Raw genomic sequence first — 15,647 nt, forward strand, 5'->3', positions numbered from 1 at the left:
TGCCACAATGATTGGGTAATAACCATGTCTACTTGAAACTTGTGAAAGCGCTTGTAGTTAAGTAAACTTTAATTACGAAGGGAAGTAAAAGTATGTTGAAAAAAATACAAGGAAAACTCCAAACATTTTCCGGAGCCATGATGGTTCCAATTATCTTACTTGTTTTAGTTGGTTTTTATGTAGGGATAGGGAGTGCATTTACGAACTATATTCTACCTGAGGGGTCATTCTTCTCAAATATGTTTGCCATGTTTACAAACTTAGGATTCATGTTCATGAATAATCTTCAAGTTTGGTTTGCAGTTGGTATTGCGTTTGCTTTAGCTAAAAAAGAAAAAGGCTGGGCAGCGTTTGCAGGGATTGTAATGTACATGTGTTTCATTCGTGGACTTGAAAGTATGGCAGGTTTCCATGGTTGGAATGCTACAACTACAACTATCGAAGCTTTAACTGCCTCAGGGTATACTCCTGAAGCAGCATTAACGTTCAATAATTTATGGGGAACATCGTTAGGAATTTTTAACTACAACATGGGTATTTTCTCCGGGATCATCGCCGGATTATCTGCTTCATGGATTCATAACAAATTCGTTGATACTCAGTTACCTGCCATGTTCGGATTCTTTGCAGGAACAAAAATGGTTATCATCATGGTTACGGTGCTTTCAGTACCAATGGCATTTGTCTTCTACTATGTCTGGCCATTTGTAGCCCAAGCTCTTGCGGCCATAACTGGATTCATTTCCAATGCTGGCCTCTTTGGTACCTTTGTCTTTGGTACTTTAGATAAAATGCTTCTACCATTTGGTATTCACCACCTAATCGCATTCCCAATTGAATATTCATCAGTTGGTGGAACCATGATGATTGATGGTGTCGTCTATGAAGGTGTTCGTAATATTATTAACGGTCAAGCTGCAAGTGCCGACGCACTAGGATATATTACTCGCAACTTTACAACAGGACGTGTTTTATTCCAACTTGCTGGATTACCAGGTGCAGCATTTGCTATGTACCGCTGTGCTAAACCAGAAAATAGAAAAAAAGTGGCATCACTTCTTATTCCAGCAGTATTTACACTTGTCTTAGTTGGAATTTCAGAACCTATTGAATATACATTCTTATTCTTAGCGCCTCAATTATACTTCTTAATCTATGCACCACTCTGTGGATTAATGTATGTCATTGCGGAAATATTCAAAATTTCTATCAATGGTAACGCACTGTTATTTATGATTCCAAATATTCTACAACCTCAAAAAGTACATGCAATGAGCCTCATCTTCTTATTGCCAATGACATTTGGTGTCTACTACTTCGTGTTTAAAGGAGCTATCTTAAAATGGAACCTTAAGACACCTGGACGTGGTGATTCTGAAATGAAATTAATGAGTAAAAAAGAATACAAGGAACGTAAAGAAGGACTTGAGATTGAAGATTCTCTAGAACAAAGAATTATTGAAGCTTTCGGTGGTCCTGAAAATATTGAAAGTGTCACATGCTGTGCAACACGACTTCGTGTGAAAGTTTCAGATGATAGCTTGGTTGTAGATGATGAAACATGGAATCAACATCTCAATGCGATGGGAGTTGTTCGTGGTGAAAAAAGTTATCAAATTATTTATGGTGTCCAAGTCCAATCAATTACGACTAAAGTGAAAGATCTCTTAGGTATTGATTAGATGTGGAACTCAGAAACAATTAATGCACTTTCAAAATGGTTGTTGGAAAAAGCAATCGCAGAGGAAATTGCATTCGAACTGTACAGTTTAAATCACTGTGTATCCATGTACTGTCCAGTAACTTTGGCTAAAGATAAGTTGAGTTGGCTCTCAAGAAAGCGAAATACAGTACTTCGCTTTCAACTCAACTCTCAAGATGTCTCAGAAAAAAATAAAAATGATGAAAATGCGTTTTACAAAAAATATGGTTTAGAGCCATCAGAGTACACCCTAACACCGGGTTCAGTAGCAATCATCGACTCCCAAGGATTAATGTGCGGTGTTGTCACCATTACAGGTAAAACACCACAAGAAGATCATGAAATTGCAATTGAAGCTAAAGCGTATTTTGAATCATTGAAATAAAAATGGAGGCAATAACGTGTTTGGATTTAAAAAAGATAAATGGTGTGCACATGCAAAAGGACGCCTAATAGAAATAGAAAATGTACCAGATCCCGTATTCTCCCAAAAAATGATGGGTGATGGTTATGCTATTGAAGTTGTAGGAGATGCAATTTATGCACCTACTGATGGTGACATTACCATGATATTTCCTACAAAACATGCCCTAGGTATCAAAACCAACAAAGGAATCGAAATCCTTGTTGACATTGGTTTGGATACGGTAGCACTTGAAGGAGAAGGTTTTACAGTTCACTGTAGTGTTGGCGAACATGTAAATGCCGGAGATAAACTCGTATCACTTGATGTAGATACATTTAAGAAAAATAATATTAATCTTGTGACTCCAGTCGTCTTTACTGAAAATACATCGTTTAGTTTAAGTGGCGTAGGAAATAGTGTTTCCGAAGGTGATAAATTAGATTTGAAAATTAAGTAAAAAATTTAAAAGTAACTTCAGAAGGATAAACAAGTATTTTGGTTTATCCTTTTTTGAGAATAGTGTACAATAGACAAAGATAAAAGTAATGCGAGGAATTGAGATGACGAATAATTTTTGGAATGATTTACCAAAGCCTTTTTTTATACTGGCACCAATGGAAGATGTAACTGATGTTGTATTTAGACATGTCGTGGCAAATGCAGCCAAGCCCGACGTGTTTTTTACCGAATTTACGAATAGTGAAAGCTACTGTCATAGTGTTGCGAAAGAAAGCCTTCGTGGTCGATTAACATTTACCGAAGATGAACAGCCTATAGTTGCTCATATTTGGGGAGACAATCCAGAGTACTTTAGACAAATGAGTATTGGTATGGCTGAAATGGGATTTAAAGGTGTTGACCTAAATATGGGATGCCCTGCACCGAACGTTTTTAAGCATGGACGTGGGTCGGGATTAATTTTACGACCTGATGTTGCTGCTGAACTGATTCAAGCTGCTAAGGCTGGCGGATTGCCTGTGAGTGTTAAAACACGATTGGGTCATCGTCATGTTAGTGAATGGAAAGAATGGTTAGGCCATCTTCTTCGTCAAGATATAGCGAACCTCTCAATTCACCTCAGAACTAAAACAGAAATGAGTAAGGTAGATGCTCATTGGGAACTTATTCCTGAAATCCTAAAATTAAGAGATGAAATCGCACCACAAACACTGATTACAATAAATGGAGATATTGCGGATTACAAAGTGGGTAAAGAACTTGCAGATAAATATGGTGTTGATGGTGTGATGATTGGTCGCGGAATCTTCCATAATCCCTATGCATTTGAAAAGGAAGAAATGTATCATTCACCCCTTGAACATCTCGAACTCTTTAAATACCACCTTGACCAGTTTGACTATTATTCTGGAAAAGAACCAAGCATCTTCAAACCTTTACAACGATTCTTTAAAATCTATATTCGTGATTTCAAGGGAGCAAGTGATCTTCGTGTTCGCTTGATGGAAACGAAATCTACAGAAGAAGTTAGAGATGTTTTAGATTCGTTTATTTCAGAAAATTTGGATGTCTTAGATATTGATGAAAATGGAAATATGAAGTCTAACTCACTTTAATGTGAATCAGACTTTTTTTTGTCACTAGAACAGGACCATAGTATAATACTAGATATAAACTATTGACGAGGTATGATGATGACACAAAACGGCAAAGTATTTATATCAGGTTCAAGAAATCAGCTTAAACTAACAGAAAGTATACTTAAAACTTTAGATACACTTGTGTCAAAAAACTTTGATATTTTGATAGGAGATTCAGAAAAAGGTGTGGATTCAGAAGTTTTGAATTACCTAATGCAACACAACCCAAAATCAAAAGTCACAGTTTTTACAATTAAGGATAAACCCCGTGTGCCAATTTACCCAAATTGGGAAATTCGAACGACTCAAGTAAGCTCAGACTTAAGCTCACAAGATAAACAGATGGTCAAGGATCGTGTCATGGCAAATGAAACAACCTGGGGCATATCAATATTAAACCCCATATTCCTGAATCGGTACGGAGCGCTCCAAGTGAGTTCAGGTACACTTAGGAATACAATTCAGATGTTGCTTAATGATAAACCCGTCAAACTTTTCTACGTATATGGTGGAAAAATGATGAATTCAGATTTGAAAACATTAAATGATCTTGTAATGGTGATTGAAAGTTATCAAAGCGAAATATTAACAAAAGAAGAAAAAGCTAATATTATAAAAGCAAAGAATAATTCTAATCTGATAGACCTCAATCAGATTAAATATGAGATACTCAACAAGAAATTTAACGAACTGATGAGAACAGAAATCCAAATTATAGAAGCAAGAAGTTCTTTTAACTTAAAAACACATGAACAACTAAAGCTATTCTAAGAAATTGCATGTAGAGCTATTGCGAGGGCCAAATTAATTAGTATATAATGATGTAATCGAATTGAAGATAATCTTTAATTCAGAGACATATCACTAAGGAGGAAGTTATGAACGTTATAGTTGAAGCATATAATGAAGCTTGGGTTAAAAACTATACCAACGAGTCACGTAAGATTCGAGAAATTGTAGGGGATAATCTCGTACAAATTTATCATATTGGAAGCACGTCGGTTCCTGGTCTCAGTGCTAAACCAGTCATTGATATGTTGCTTGTCGTTACAAGTTTAGAGAATCTCGACACGATTGCTGATAAATTTGAGCTGTTAGACTATGAAGTAATGGGTGAGTTTGGGATGCCAGGTCGCCGTTACTATCGCAAGGGTGGCGATAATCGTACACATCATATTCATGCATTTCATGTCAGTAATCTGTTTGATATTGAAAGACATTTAATTTTTAGGGACTACCTAAGATGCCATACTGAAGATCGGGATGAATACGGTGAGCTCAAGAAAAAACTAGCGATTTCTAATCCTAAAGATATAGATTCATACGGTGATGGTAAAGATTCTCTTGTAAAGCGAATCGAGCATGATGCACTCGTATGGTACTATCACGAAATTCGAAATAAATAGTTGATACTATTATTTATGAGTACTAAAAATGAGCTATACGATTTAATCGTGTAGCTCATTTTTGGTTAATTATTAGTTTTCTTTTCTAAGTTTATTAATCGTTACAATAGCAAATCCTGAAACAATAAGAATCATTGAGATTAAGATTGTTTGTTTTGCGTCAACACCTGTTGAAGGAAGTTTTTCTGAAGGTGTTTTGCCTTCATCTGGATTTTGTGTTCCAGGTACTTCTTTTTCATTCTTTTTATATGTGAACATGACTTCAAGATTATCAGATTCAATCGTTCCTGTTACATCTTTATTACCTATAAGGGTGTATCCATCAATTAGAGGCGCTTCAACCTTATATGAATCCATCAATTTAACATCCATATTTTCAGATGTTTTGATTTCAAGTCCTTGTTCATCTACAAATTTCGTTGTAATTGTACTCATAAATGGTTTAAACTCTGAATTTGATCTGAAGAATAGGAGCCCAGCTACTGAAGTATTAATATCAAGATAGTCAGTAAGTTTTTGGTCAACAACTTTCATAGCTGATTTTGATGAAGATGCGTGTCTCATATAAGTACCATCTTCTTTTTGAATAATAATTCCGGTATGAGTTACATCAAGTCCTGCAATATTTTTGCGAATTCCAACATAATCTCCAGTTTTGAATGTCTTGAGAACATCTTCAGTAACATTGTTTCGTGGAATAAAGTTTATATCACGATTTCTTACTGCTAGTCCTGGAATATATACTCCGTTAGCGCCTTGATTTAAATCAACGGAATCAGTTTTAATAATGCTAGCATATTCTGGGTTTGTTAGAAGATCTGTTGCAACGATTTGTGACTCAGAGTACCAATCAGAGTAGAAGTGTTTTCTGTGGAGATATTCAACTTTTGCTTCACGATAACGTACACGCTTTAGATTGTTGATAAACTCTTCCTGAGTATGAGATTGTTTGAATGATTCTACATAATCTAAGTATGTAAAGCAATCAAGCTCGTTGAGGGCAATAACAAGTTGTTCCGGGTCTGTTGTAGAACCTACAAGACGATTTGCAACATACGGTGTATCTAGGAAATAAGATGAGATAATATCAAGTTTTTCCTCGTCACTCTTTAAGTTATTCTTTTTAAGAAGTGTGAATACATCTTCCATCATCTTCTTCGATGTGTCATTGAATTGAATTTCATATTCTTCAGAAACATAACGATATGTAAATGTGACAGTTGTTGTGTCGCCTACAGTTCCTTTATTATTTTTAGCAGTAAGATATGTATATCCTGGTAGATTTGGAGCAGCAACTTCATAGGCTTCCCCGTATGTCTTTTTCATAGTTTCAGTAGGACGTACGTTATTTCCTGATTCATCAACATACTCGATATTGAGTGTTCCTTGAATTGGTTGCATTGTAGCATTGGATCTAAAGAATAGAAGTCCTATAACCGATGTATTGATATCTAAGTAATCAGTAATCTTTTGATCTACAACTTTCATTGCTGATTTAGATGATGAAGCATGGCGCATGTATACACCGTCTTCTTTAACAATTACAATACCAGTATGAGTTACATCAAGACCTGCAATGTTTTTACGGATTCCAATATAATCGCCAGTTTTTAGTTTTGGGAGAACATTAACGACTTTGTCACGAGGGATATAATTAATGTCACGTGATCTGTAGTCTAGGTTAGGAATATAAGCGCCATTTGCTCCTTCATTTAAATTCACGACATCCGTTTGTACGAATTCTGAAAATTCTGGTCGTGTAAGAAGATCTTCCGCTACTTTTTCATTTTCTGAATACCAATCTGAATAGAAATGTTTACGGTGGTAATATTCTACTTTACTGTCAATATAACGAACTTTTTCGAGGTTTTTGATGAATTCTTCCTCGTTTTGGGAACGTTTGAATGACTCGATGTAATCAAGGAATGTAAAACAATCAAGTTCACTAAGAGCAATGACAAGCTGTTCTGGCTCAGTAGGTGAACCAACGAGACGGTTCGCAACATAAGGTGTATCAAGGAAATAAGCACTCAATAAATCAATTTTTTCTGATTCTGTTTTCGAGTTATTTTCCTTTAAAAGAGCAAAAACATCTTTCATAATTTTCTTTGAGGGTTCCGTTAGTTGAATAACTGGACCTTCATTTTCATCAGCCTGTACCTGAGTTGTAAACGGACTGATGCAGATAGCGAGTGTTAATACTGTAATGATAAATTTCTTCATACTTTCCTCCTGTATTCGCTTACATAATATAAATTACCACATGAGTGATGCATAAAGCAACAATATTTCACATTTTCATAACTGAAGATGAAATAATATTTAATTAGAAATGTTAAGTGAGTAACACCAGAAAGCATTATTATTGAAAGCATTATACCTATGGGGGTATACCAATATCAGATATGAAGAGGAGACATTATGCTATTTAATAAAGTACCAACTGTAACTTGGTCAGATATTGACAAAAATGCTAAGATAATTGATGTAAGAGAGACGCATGAATATAAACAAGGGCATGCAAAAGGAACTAAAAATATTCCTTTATCCAAAATTGAAGATTTTCAAACAATTGACAGAGTTTATGTTGTTTGTGCGAGTGGAGCGCGTAGTAAACGTGCTGCAAAATATTTAAGACGTAAAGGAATTGATGCAGTAAACATTAAGGGAGGTATGATGACATATGGGAAATAATCCAAAACGAGTGGTTGTTGTTGGTGGTGTTGCAGGTGGGATGAGCTTTGCGACTCGGTATCGTCGACTCAATCAAAATGATCATATAATTGTAATCGAGAAAGGTCCTTATGTTTCTTTCGCAAACTGTGGGCTACCGTATTATGTTTCCGGGGAAATTGAGAACCGTTCTGATTTGATTGTCGCACAACAAAGTATGCTACAAGATCGTTTCCAACTTGATATTCGCGTAAACAGTGAAGTAGTTGCAATTCATTCTGATCGAAAAACTGTGAGTGTAAAATGGGAAGATAAAGTAGAAGAAGTATCTTATGATTCACTTATTTTATCACCGGGAGCGAAACCTGTAGAACTCGATATAGAAGGGAAAAACAATCGTGAGGGTATCTTCACTTTACGTAACATTCCCGATGTTGACAAAATTGTTGAATATATCGATGAGAAACAACCAAAATCTGCTGTTGTAATTGGTGCTGGATTCATTGGATTAGAAATGGCTGAAAACTTAAAACTTAGAGGGCTTACTGTTTCAGTGGTTGAAAAAGCTCCACATGTTCTTCCTCCTTTTGATGAAGAAATGGCCAAATTTGCAGAGCGAGAATTGAATAGAAATGATGTTAGAGTTTATACGGGTACAAGTGTTGTTCGTTTTGATGGTGATGTTGCTTACCTAGAAGATGGTACAAAAATTAATGCAAACATCGTAATTATGTCTGTGGGAGTCGTTCCAGAAACTAAAATGGCACAAGAAGCAGGTATCGAGGTTGGGATGCGTCAAGGGATAAAAGTTGATGAAAAGTATCAAACATCAATTGAAGATATTTATGCAGTAGGTGATGCTATCATCGTTAAAAATGTTCAAACAGGTGAAGATACAATGATTCCCTTAGCATCACCAGCTAATCGCCAAGGACGTCAATTAGCAGATATTTTAAGCGGTAAAAACAAGAAAAATAAAGGATCCCTAGGAACAGCAATTGTTAGGATATTCGATTTAACATTTGCTTCTACCGGACTTAATGAAAGACAATTAAAAGATAAAGATTATGAAGTAATGCATCTTCATTCTAATGATCACGCAGGATACTTCCCAGGTGCTACACCTATCGATTTAAAAGTTATCTTTGATCCGAAAACTGAATTAATTTTAGGTGCGCAAGCAGTAGGTAAAAAAGGTGTAGACAAACGAATTGACATTCTTGCTACGGCAATTAAAGCGGGTTATCCAGTTACGGAACTTCAAGAGTTAGAACTTACTTATGCACCACCATTTGGATCAGCAAAAGACATTGTTAATATGGCAGGCTATGTTGCTGAAAATATATTAGATAAAACAACAGATACGATTCAATGGTATGAGCTAGAGAATTACCAGAATGATGGAGCGATAGTAGTTGATGTTAGATATGAAAATGAACGCAATCAAGGTTATATCGAAGGATCAATACATATGGTTTTAGACAATCTTCGCTGTGAGATGAACTCACTTCCTAAAGATAAAGAGATTATTGTATACTGTCACAGTGCTGTAAGAAGTTATAATGCGGAACGTATTCTTAAAGAAGGTGGCTTCAACGTCAAGAACCTTGATGGATCGTATGCTCTCTATGAAGTGGCCCAACCAGAAAGGATTGTACGATAATGTTTAGTAGTATCTTGATGAGTGAAATTAGAAGTACCGATAATTTAAATATTATTGATGTAAGGGATCCAGAAGAGTACATGTTTGGTACAATTCCTGATGCTCAAAGAATACCTATGAATACAGTGCCTGACCAACTTGACCTATTGTCCAAGGAAAAAACATATCATATCGTTTGTCAATCAGGTTCTCGTTCACATATGGTATGTCAGTATTTATCACAACAAGGGTATGATGTTGTGAATGTTATGGGAGGTATGGGTGCCTACCGAGGAAATTTATAATATTAATAAGTGTGGAACGGTCATATTGTGACCGTTCTTTTTCGTATTAAAACCATTAATATATATTATTAAGCCGATTCACTGATACCCTAGTATTAATATAGAGAAAATGTTAAATTAGGATTGGTTCAAGTATTTATTAATAGGGGGATAAAATGCTTGTGGACATAGAATCGGGGTTTGTTATATATATTTTTGTATATATAGTTTATTTCTTGCAAGGGATAAGAAAATTAACCTTAAGAGATAAAATAGTACATACATGTTTTTTTATATACATCTGTGCGTTGATAGATGTTACACTACTTCCATTACCATTATCACGAGAAAAGATCATGTACAATCTTGAGTTCCAAGATCAGACGAATTACATTCATCTGACGCCATTCACAATGTTTGTTGGTTTCCAAGCTTCAGATATCTTTAGAAATTATTTTTTGAATATGGTTATGTTTATGCCAATGGGGTTATTTTTAGCATTAAAATATAAGAATAATCATAAATTTCTCAAACCCATAACGATAGTCTTTCTAACATCACTGACGATTGAAACACTACAATATTTTACGTCAAAATATTTAGGTACTTGGAGAATTTGTGATATCGATGATTTGATATTTAACACTCTAGGCGGCCTATTAGCATTAATTGGCAGTTATGGAATAATGAATGTATTTACCTATTATCAAAACAAAACAAGCTATTTGAAGTAGCTTGTTTTTCTGTAGATAAATATTAACAGTATCGTGTTTAAGATTTATTGAGTTAGTTCCAGATCTTTTTGAATCTCTAAGGCACACTCTTTAAGAGTATCCATTAAAAAATCGATGCCTTTGTATTCAAGGCGGCTAGAAGGCCCAGATATACTGATTGCATATTGTAAAACACCTTTTGAATCAAAAATAGGTACTGCGTAACATGAGAGTCCGTATTCGTATTCTTCATCGTCAAAAGATAACCCTGAAGCAAGAATATTTTCTTGTTGTACTTTAAATTCTTCGAATGTCGTGATTGTTCTAACAGTACGTTGCGGAACATTGGTAAAGTAACGTTTGAGATCGTTATCGTCTCGTTGTGCTAGAAAAAGTTTTCCCATACCTGAACAGTATAAATCACCAACAGGACGCAGGGAAGTTTGTAGTTGATAGAAGTCACCATGCATTCTCCGTAAAATAACGAGATCATCTTTATATTCCATTCCCAAGTTAATGCTCTCGCCAGTAATCTCAACAGCTTTCTTCATATGTGGTTCTGCGATATCAATAATTCGATTTTTAATCGTGACACCTTTTGCAAATTTCAACATATGATAATCAAGACAATAGTTCGAGTTTTCGAGTTGTTTTACTGCTTTTACCTCTTCAAGTGATTTCATTATTCTGAAAATACGAGTCTTAGGAAGATCAAGTTTTTGGGCAAGACTGCTAATTCCAATTTCTTGTTCGAGATTAATAGTATCTAAAACTCTAAATGCATCAACGATATTGCCGATAACAGGATTTTTGGTTGAATCATCTGCCATGAGAAGGTGTACCTCTTACTTTCATTCAATATTATACTTTATTCACAAGCAATTATATACTTTGTGAAATTTTGTTCAAATATCTTTTATTTCGCCTTTCGAATATTACAAAACCGGTTGTTTAACCTAAATTAGAATGCTAGTATTTAAAAGTGGAACACGTTCCGAAATTAAACAACCGCTAGCAAAATTGTTTAATTCATCAAAGGAGAAACTATGAGTACGGATGTAAAAAGAGAGAAATTAAGCCTCTCGCAATTTATTATGAAAGTTGTAAATGGCTCGACCAGTGGTATTATCGTAGCCGTAATTCCAAATGCTATATTTGGACAAATATTCTTGAACCTGATACCAACTTGGGAAGGATTTAGAGTATTATATGAACTTGTGCAAATTATTCAATTATTGATGCCAGTCTTAGTGGGAATTGGTGTTGCTCGTCAATTTAATCTTGATTTAATACCTTCATTATCAGTCGGTGCGGCTGCATTCTTAGGTAGTGGTAACGTTATTAATAATGCAGGTATGTGGCAACTAGTAGGTATTGGGGATACCGTTAATGCTATGTTAGTCTCAGGTATTGCAGTTTGGTTTGTATTTTTAATTGAAAATAAAGTTAAAGCCTTTGTTACAATTGCTTACCCTACAATTGTTGGAGCTGGAGCTGGAATCATTGGATATTTAACACTTCCTTATGTATCCAGTTTGACACGCCTCATTGGTAATATTGTTGGAACAGCTACAGAACTTCAACCTATTGTAATGAGTGTTATTATCGCTGTTATCTTTGCAATTTTAATCTTAACGCCAATTTCAGTTGTCGCAATTGCAATCGCAATTTCTTTGGACGGTATTGGATCAGGTGCAGCAAACTTAGGCCTCGTTGCAGTTGTATTATTTATGGCAATGGGTTCACATAAAGCAAAAAATGAAGCTGGAATAACCATCTCTATAATTCTTGGAGGTGTTAAAGCCATGATGCCTAACTTCTTCAAGAACCTTAAAATTATGATTCCTGTAGCAATATGTTCAGGAATTATGGGAGCACTTGCTCCAATCTTAAATATTCAAGGAACACCAGCATCAGCAGGATTTGGTTTTGCTGGACTTGTAGGACCACTTGTAGCTTACGGATACCTTGAACATTCCGCAATCTTAAACATCATAATTCTTGTGCTTGTATATGCGGTAATACCATTCATTGTTTGTGGATTAACTTATAAATTCTCACGTGATGGATTAAAAGTAATTAAAGACACTGATTTTGAAGCAACAATTTAAGGAGAGACAGATGAAGAAAATTTTAAGTTTTAACGTTAACGAAGAAAGAATGCCATTTATTGAATCATGGGCAAAGGAACACAATGTAATTGTGGATTGTTTACCGGATTATCTAACAATGGAAAATGTTGATGCTGTAAATGGTTACGATGGAATTACGGTTGCTATGGTAGGGAAATTTGATTCTAACCTATATCCTGAATTACAAAAAAGAGGGATTAAACAAGTAGCACAACGTACAGCAGGATATGAAAACTTTGACTTAGAAGAAGCAAGTAAATATGGAATCATCATTTCTAATGTTCCAACATACTCACCTGAATCAATTGCTGAGTATACATTACTTCTAGCATTACAAATGGTGCGTAAATCACATTTATTAGATGAAAAAGTAGCACAACGTGATTTCCGTTGGTTACCTGATATTAGAGCACGTGTAATTCAAAATATGACAGTTTCAATAATTGGTGTTGGTCATATCGGTGTTCTTGTTGCAAAACTATTCAAAGGATTCGGTGCAACAGTTATTGGATATGATCCTTATCCAAAAGAAGGACTTGAAGATATTTTAACCTATTGTGACAGTGTTGAAGAAGCTGTAAGACAATCAGATATTGTCTCACTTCATATGCCAGCATTCGACAGCAACTATCATTTATTTGATAAAGATATGTTTGAAATCATGAAAGATGATGCATACCTTATTAACTGTGGTCGTGGAACATTAGTAAATACTCCTGACTTAATCGAAGCCGTTAATTCTGGAAAAATTGCAGGAGCAGCATTGGATGTCTACGAAAAAGAAGCCCCTTATGTGCCAGGCAATTTCTCTAGTGATGATGAAATAGAAGACAAAGTGTTCTTAGAACTTTTAAATAATCCTAATATTATTTTCTATCACCACTGCGCTTACTATACGGATGTTTCTATTAAAAATATGACTCAATTTGCACTTGATGCAGCATTATCAGTAATCGAAACCGGAGATACCAGTTACCGAGTAAACTAAATAAAATATAAACAGCTTCTTATATAAGAGGCTGTTTTTTTACAGCTTATTATAATTATATTTCTGCGAAGGAGTATATCTGTTGAAATAAAAATTCAATTCAGTGATTATATATGAAGTTATAGAAAACGTAGGGGAGAATAAAATGAAAAAGTATTTTATTAATATCTTGATGCTATCCTTGGTAGCATTCTTACCAATCAGTTCATACAGTATAAAAGCTGATGAATTAGCTTTAGACGAAGTAGTATTGAAAATCGGTTTTCAACAAGTAAACGACTTGAAGACTGATATGATAGTTGATGTTACTCGTATCAATGAAAAAGACCAAAGTAGCGAAGTTGTGCTTAGTGGGAAAACATTGCCAGCTAAGGACTTGAGAACTTCTAAATATACATTTACAAATGATGATTTTGCGTTGACTGAAGGAAAATATCGTGTTGATATCAGTTTTCCGGATCGTAATGAGGATGGAAATCTAAACTTAGCTAAATATTACGTTGATCAAACGAGCCTTCATAATTCATTCTATATTAGAAAAGATGCAACTACAGGAAAACTATATTCCGAAAACACTGAAATTAGATTTTATAACAATCCAATATTCTTTGGACTCAACGTATCAGGTCAAGTTTCAATTGATGATGCACCCGTTGAAGATATCGAAGGCATCGAGTTCACTATTGTGACACGAGGTTTATACAAAAAATTTGAAGAAGAAATCAAAGCTAATCCATCTATTGCAAAATCTTTATCGCTAAATTACACACGAATTTCTAAAAAAACAGGAAGTCATAATATCCAAGACATGATGTTCTCTGACAATCCATACAATGAGTTTTATGTTGTTGTAACTGAACTTCCAGAAGGAATGACAGAAGATGACATGGGGTTAGATTTCAAACGAGTTCGTGAGCTAAACTTCAATGATGTGGTTGATGCACCTAAAGGTAAGCGATTAGTAGCAAGGCAATCAATTCCTCACATTTATACACAAGAAGTTAATGTTAAAGTAGTGGATGAAAAAACTAATCTACCAGTAGTTGCGAATTTAAGTGTTAGTGGGGGCGAATACTATCCGGTAAACAAAGCTGAAATCACAGATCAAATGAACTTAAGTTTATTTTCTGGGAAATATGATATTTCAGCAAATACATTAGATTATGAAGTTTCAAAAGTTGAATTTGATGGTGTTGAAACTGACAAAAATAATTTTGAACTCAAAAATACAGCACTTTCAACAGGACCTAAGGAAATTGTTATTTTCGTTAAGAATACTACAAAGGATCCTGAGGTTCCAGTTAAACCAGTAGATCCTGTAAACCCTGTTGATCCAGTTGACCCTGTAGATCCTGTAGACCCAATTGATCCAGTAGAGCCAGTCGAACCTGTAACTCCAATTGATCCAGTAATCCCGGAGAAATCAGATGAGTCGGAATCCGTAGTGGTTCCAAGTGATACAAATACAAATCTAAACAAAGGACAATCGTTTTTACCAAACACAGGTGTCTCAAATATGATGATATATGCTTCAATTACATTGATAGCAGTTGGAACAATATTATTGTTGAAAAAGAAAAAAAATAACTAATAATTTAATAATTATCCAATAGTAAACTAAAACAGCTTCCAAATGAGGAAGCTGTTTCCTTTTATTCATTTTTAGAATATTGAACTATTGACAATCCAAAGATTATGAATGAGGTTAAATACAAATAGATTAATCTTCTAGCGATAATGCTTCGGAAAATCATTATCCTTCCGTATCCGTCGACTACAGAATAGGGTGAAGAGACTAAAAATCCGTGTATCAATATTAGTGGTAATATCCCAATACTGGCAATAAGTATTTTATTTTCGTTTTTCATAATTCCTCCAACTGAGTTTAGTCTATACAATCTATGGTAAAAGATACCAGTATTAATCTATAGGGTGATAATCTAAGTTTAAAAGGTCTTAAATATTGAGCAAAATAAAATCGGAAAAACTAAGTTCAAATCATACAAATATTTTATCTTACATTTATTCTCGCTATTCGGAAAATATATACTAGTAGTTAAATATCTCAATATTAAAAAAAAAATGATTTGTAGTTAAAAAATG

15 protein-coding genes are annotated in these 15,647 nt (G+C 34.7%); 13 read left to right on the forward strand and 2 right to left on the reverse strand.

Annotation, left to right across the window (positions count from 1 at the left end; translation table 11 throughout):
* The first annotated feature begins 92 nt into the window (after window positions 1-92).
* The 6 genes from H9L01_RS05520 to H9L01_RS05545 all read left to right on the forward strand — a co-directional run bounded on the left by H9L01_RS05520 (window position 93) and on the right by H9L01_RS05545 (window position 5,112).
* Entirely contained in the window at window positions 93-1,682 is a 1,590-nt protein-coding gene (locus H9L01_RS05520; protein ID WP_246448920.1) for a PTS transporter subunit EIIC, read from the forward strand.
* Entirely contained in the window at window positions 1,683-2,087 is a 405-nt protein-coding gene (locus tag H9L01_RS05525) for a heme-binding protein (RefSeq protein ID WP_187532986.1), read from the forward strand.
* Between the two features lie 16 nt (window positions 2,088-2,103).
* Window positions 2,104-2,565 carry a PTS sugar transporter subunit IIA gene (locus H9L01_RS05530; protein ID WP_187532987.1) on the forward strand — a complete coding sequence of 154 codons (462 nt, stop codon included), beginning with the start codon at window positions 2,104-2,106 and terminating at the stop codon, window positions 2,563-2,565.
* A gap of 103 nt (window positions 2,566-2,668) precedes the next feature.
* Window positions 2,669-3,682, forward strand: coding sequence for a tRNA dihydrouridine synthase (locus H9L01_RS05535; protein WP_187532988.1), 1,014 nt, complete (start codon window positions 2,669-2,671; stop codon window positions 3,680-3,682).
* 78 nt (window positions 3,683-3,760) lie between these two features.
* Window positions 3,761-4,477, forward strand: coding sequence for a hypothetical protein (locus tag H9L01_RS05540; RefSeq protein WP_187532989.1), 717 nt, complete (start codon window positions 3,761-3,763; stop codon window positions 4,475-4,477).
* Window positions 4,478-4,584: 107 nt separating this feature from the next.
* Window positions 4,585-5,112, forward strand: a complete 528-nt coding sequence (locus tag H9L01_RS05545; RefSeq protein WP_187532990.1) for a GrpB family protein — start codon at window positions 4,585-4,587, stop codon at window positions 5,110-5,112.
* A 72-nt stretch (window positions 5,113-5,184) separates the two neighbouring features.
* Here the strand turns inward: H9L01_RS05545 and H9L01_RS05550 are convergent, their stop codons facing one another.
* Window positions 5,185-7,335, reverse strand: a complete 2,151-nt coding sequence (locus H9L01_RS05550) for an N-acetylmuramoyl-L-alanine amidase-like domain-containing protein (protein ID WP_187532991.1) — start codon at window positions 7,333-7,335, stop codon at window positions 5,185-5,187.
* Between the two features lie 198 nt (window positions 7,336-7,533).
* On the opposite strand from H9L01_RS05550, the gene H9L01_RS05555 reads away from it, so the two are divergent.
* From H9L01_RS05555 to H9L01_RS05570, 4 genes are all read left to right on the forward strand, one after another.
* Complete coding sequence (locus H9L01_RS05555) at window positions 7,534-7,806, forward strand: rhodanese-like domain-containing protein (protein WP_187532992.1); 273 nt, start codon at window positions 7,534-7,536, stop codon at window positions 7,804-7,806.
* Window positions 7,796-9,448 (forward strand): FAD-dependent oxidoreductase, encoded by a 1,653-nt coding sequence (locus H9L01_RS05560; RefSeq protein ID WP_187532993.1) that lies wholly within the window; start codon window positions 7,796-7,798, stop codon window positions 9,446-9,448. The genes H9L01_RS05555 and H9L01_RS05560 overlap by 11 nt, the downstream gene beginning before the upstream one ends.
* A gap of 17 nt (window positions 9,449-9,465) precedes the next feature.
* Window positions 9,466-9,732, forward strand: a complete 267-nt coding sequence (locus tag H9L01_RS05565; RefSeq protein ID WP_246448923.1) for a rhodanese-like domain-containing protein — start codon at window positions 9,466-9,468, stop codon at window positions 9,730-9,732.
* Window positions 9,733-9,887: 155 nt separating this feature from the next.
* Entirely contained in the window at window positions 9,888-10,445 is a 558-nt protein-coding gene (locus H9L01_RS05570) for a VanZ family protein (protein WP_246448926.1), read from the forward strand.
* A 44-nt stretch (window positions 10,446-10,489) separates the two neighbouring features.
* Here the strand turns inward: H9L01_RS05570 and H9L01_RS05575 are convergent, their stop codons facing one another.
* Entirely contained in the window at window positions 10,490-11,254 is a 765-nt protein-coding gene (locus H9L01_RS05575) for an IclR family transcriptional regulator (protein WP_187532996.1), read from the reverse strand.
* A gap of 216 nt (window positions 11,255-11,470) precedes the next feature.
* Here H9L01_RS05575 and H9L01_RS05580 point away from each other — a divergent pair, with 216 nt between their 5' ends.
* From H9L01_RS05580 to H9L01_RS05590, 3 genes are all read left to right on the forward strand, one after another.
* Window positions 11,471-12,535, forward strand: coding sequence for a PTS sugar transporter subunit IIC (locus tag H9L01_RS05580; RefSeq protein WP_187532997.1), 1,065 nt, complete (start codon window positions 11,471-11,473; stop codon window positions 12,533-12,535).
* A 10-nt stretch (window positions 12,536-12,545) separates the two neighbouring features.
* Window positions 12,546-13,544: a D-2-hydroxyacid dehydrogenase gene (locus H9L01_RS05585; protein ID WP_187532998.1), complete on the forward strand. Its 999-nt coding sequence runs from the start codon at window positions 12,546-12,548 to the stop codon at window positions 13,542-13,544.
* A gap of 145 nt (window positions 13,545-13,689) precedes the next feature.
* Complete coding sequence (locus tag H9L01_RS05590) at window positions 13,690-15,135, forward strand: LPXTG cell wall anchor domain-containing protein (protein WP_187532999.1); 1,446 nt, start codon at window positions 13,690-13,692, stop codon at window positions 15,133-15,135.
* Window positions 15,136-15,647: the final 512 nt, after the last annotated feature.

It is taken from the genome of Erysipelothrix inopinata, assembly GCF_014396165.1.
Taxonomy (GTDB): Bacteria; Bacillota_I; Bacilli_A; order Erysipelotrichales; family Erysipelotrichaceae; genus Erysipelothrix; species Erysipelothrix inopinata.

Excerpts from the sequence above, each read along its gene's own strand:
- H9L01_RS05520 (WP_246448920.1), top strand. The coding sequence starts at position 93 with ATGTTGAAAAAAATACAAGGAAAACTCCAAACATTTTCCGGAGCCATG.
- H9L01_RS05525 (WP_187532986.1), top strand. The coding sequence starts at position 1,683 with ATGTGGAACTCAGAAACAATTAATGCACTTTCAAAATGGTTGTTGGAA.
- H9L01_RS05535 (WP_187532988.1), top strand. The coding sequence starts at position 2,669 with ATGACGAATAATTTTTGGAATGATTTACCAAAGCCTTTTTTTATACTG.
- H9L01_RS05540 (WP_187532989.1), top strand. The coding sequence starts at position 3,761 with ATGACACAAAACGGCAAAGTATTTATATCAGGTTCAAGAAATCAGCTT.
- H9L01_RS05545 (WP_187532990.1), top strand. The coding sequence starts at position 4,585 with ATGAACGTTATAGTTGAAGCATATAATGAAGCTTGGGTTAAAAACTAT.
- H9L01_RS05550 (WP_187532991.1), bottom strand. The coding sequence starts at position 7,335 with ATGAAGAAATTTATCATTACAGTATTAACACTCGCTATCTGCATCAGT.
- H9L01_RS05555 (WP_187532992.1), top strand. The coding sequence starts at position 7,534 with ATGCTATTTAATAAAGTACCAACTGTAACTTGGTCAGATATTGACAAA.
- H9L01_RS05560 (WP_187532993.1), top strand. The coding sequence starts at position 7,796 with ATGGGAAATAATCCAAAACGAGTGGTTGTTGTTGGTGGTGTTGCAGGT.
- H9L01_RS05565 (WP_246448923.1), top strand. The coding sequence starts at position 9,466 with ATGAGTGAAATTAGAAGTACCGATAATTTAAATATTATTGATGTAAGG.
- H9L01_RS05570 (WP_246448926.1), top strand. The coding sequence starts at position 9,888 with ATGCTTGTGGACATAGAATCGGGGTTTGTTATATATATTTTTGTATAT.
- H9L01_RS05575 (WP_187532996.1), bottom strand. The coding sequence starts at position 11,254 with ATGGCAGATGATTCAACCAAAAATCCTGTTATCGGCAATATCGTTGAT.
- H9L01_RS05580 (WP_187532997.1), top strand. The coding sequence starts at position 11,471 with ATGAGTACGGATGTAAAAAGAGAGAAATTAAGCCTCTCGCAATTTATT.
- H9L01_RS05585 (WP_187532998.1), top strand. The coding sequence starts at position 12,546 with ATGAAGAAAATTTTAAGTTTTAACGTTAACGAAGAAAGAATGCCATTT.
- H9L01_RS05590 (WP_187532999.1), top strand. The coding sequence starts at position 13,690 with ATGAAAAAGTATTTTATTAATATCTTGATGCTATCCTTGGTAGCATTC.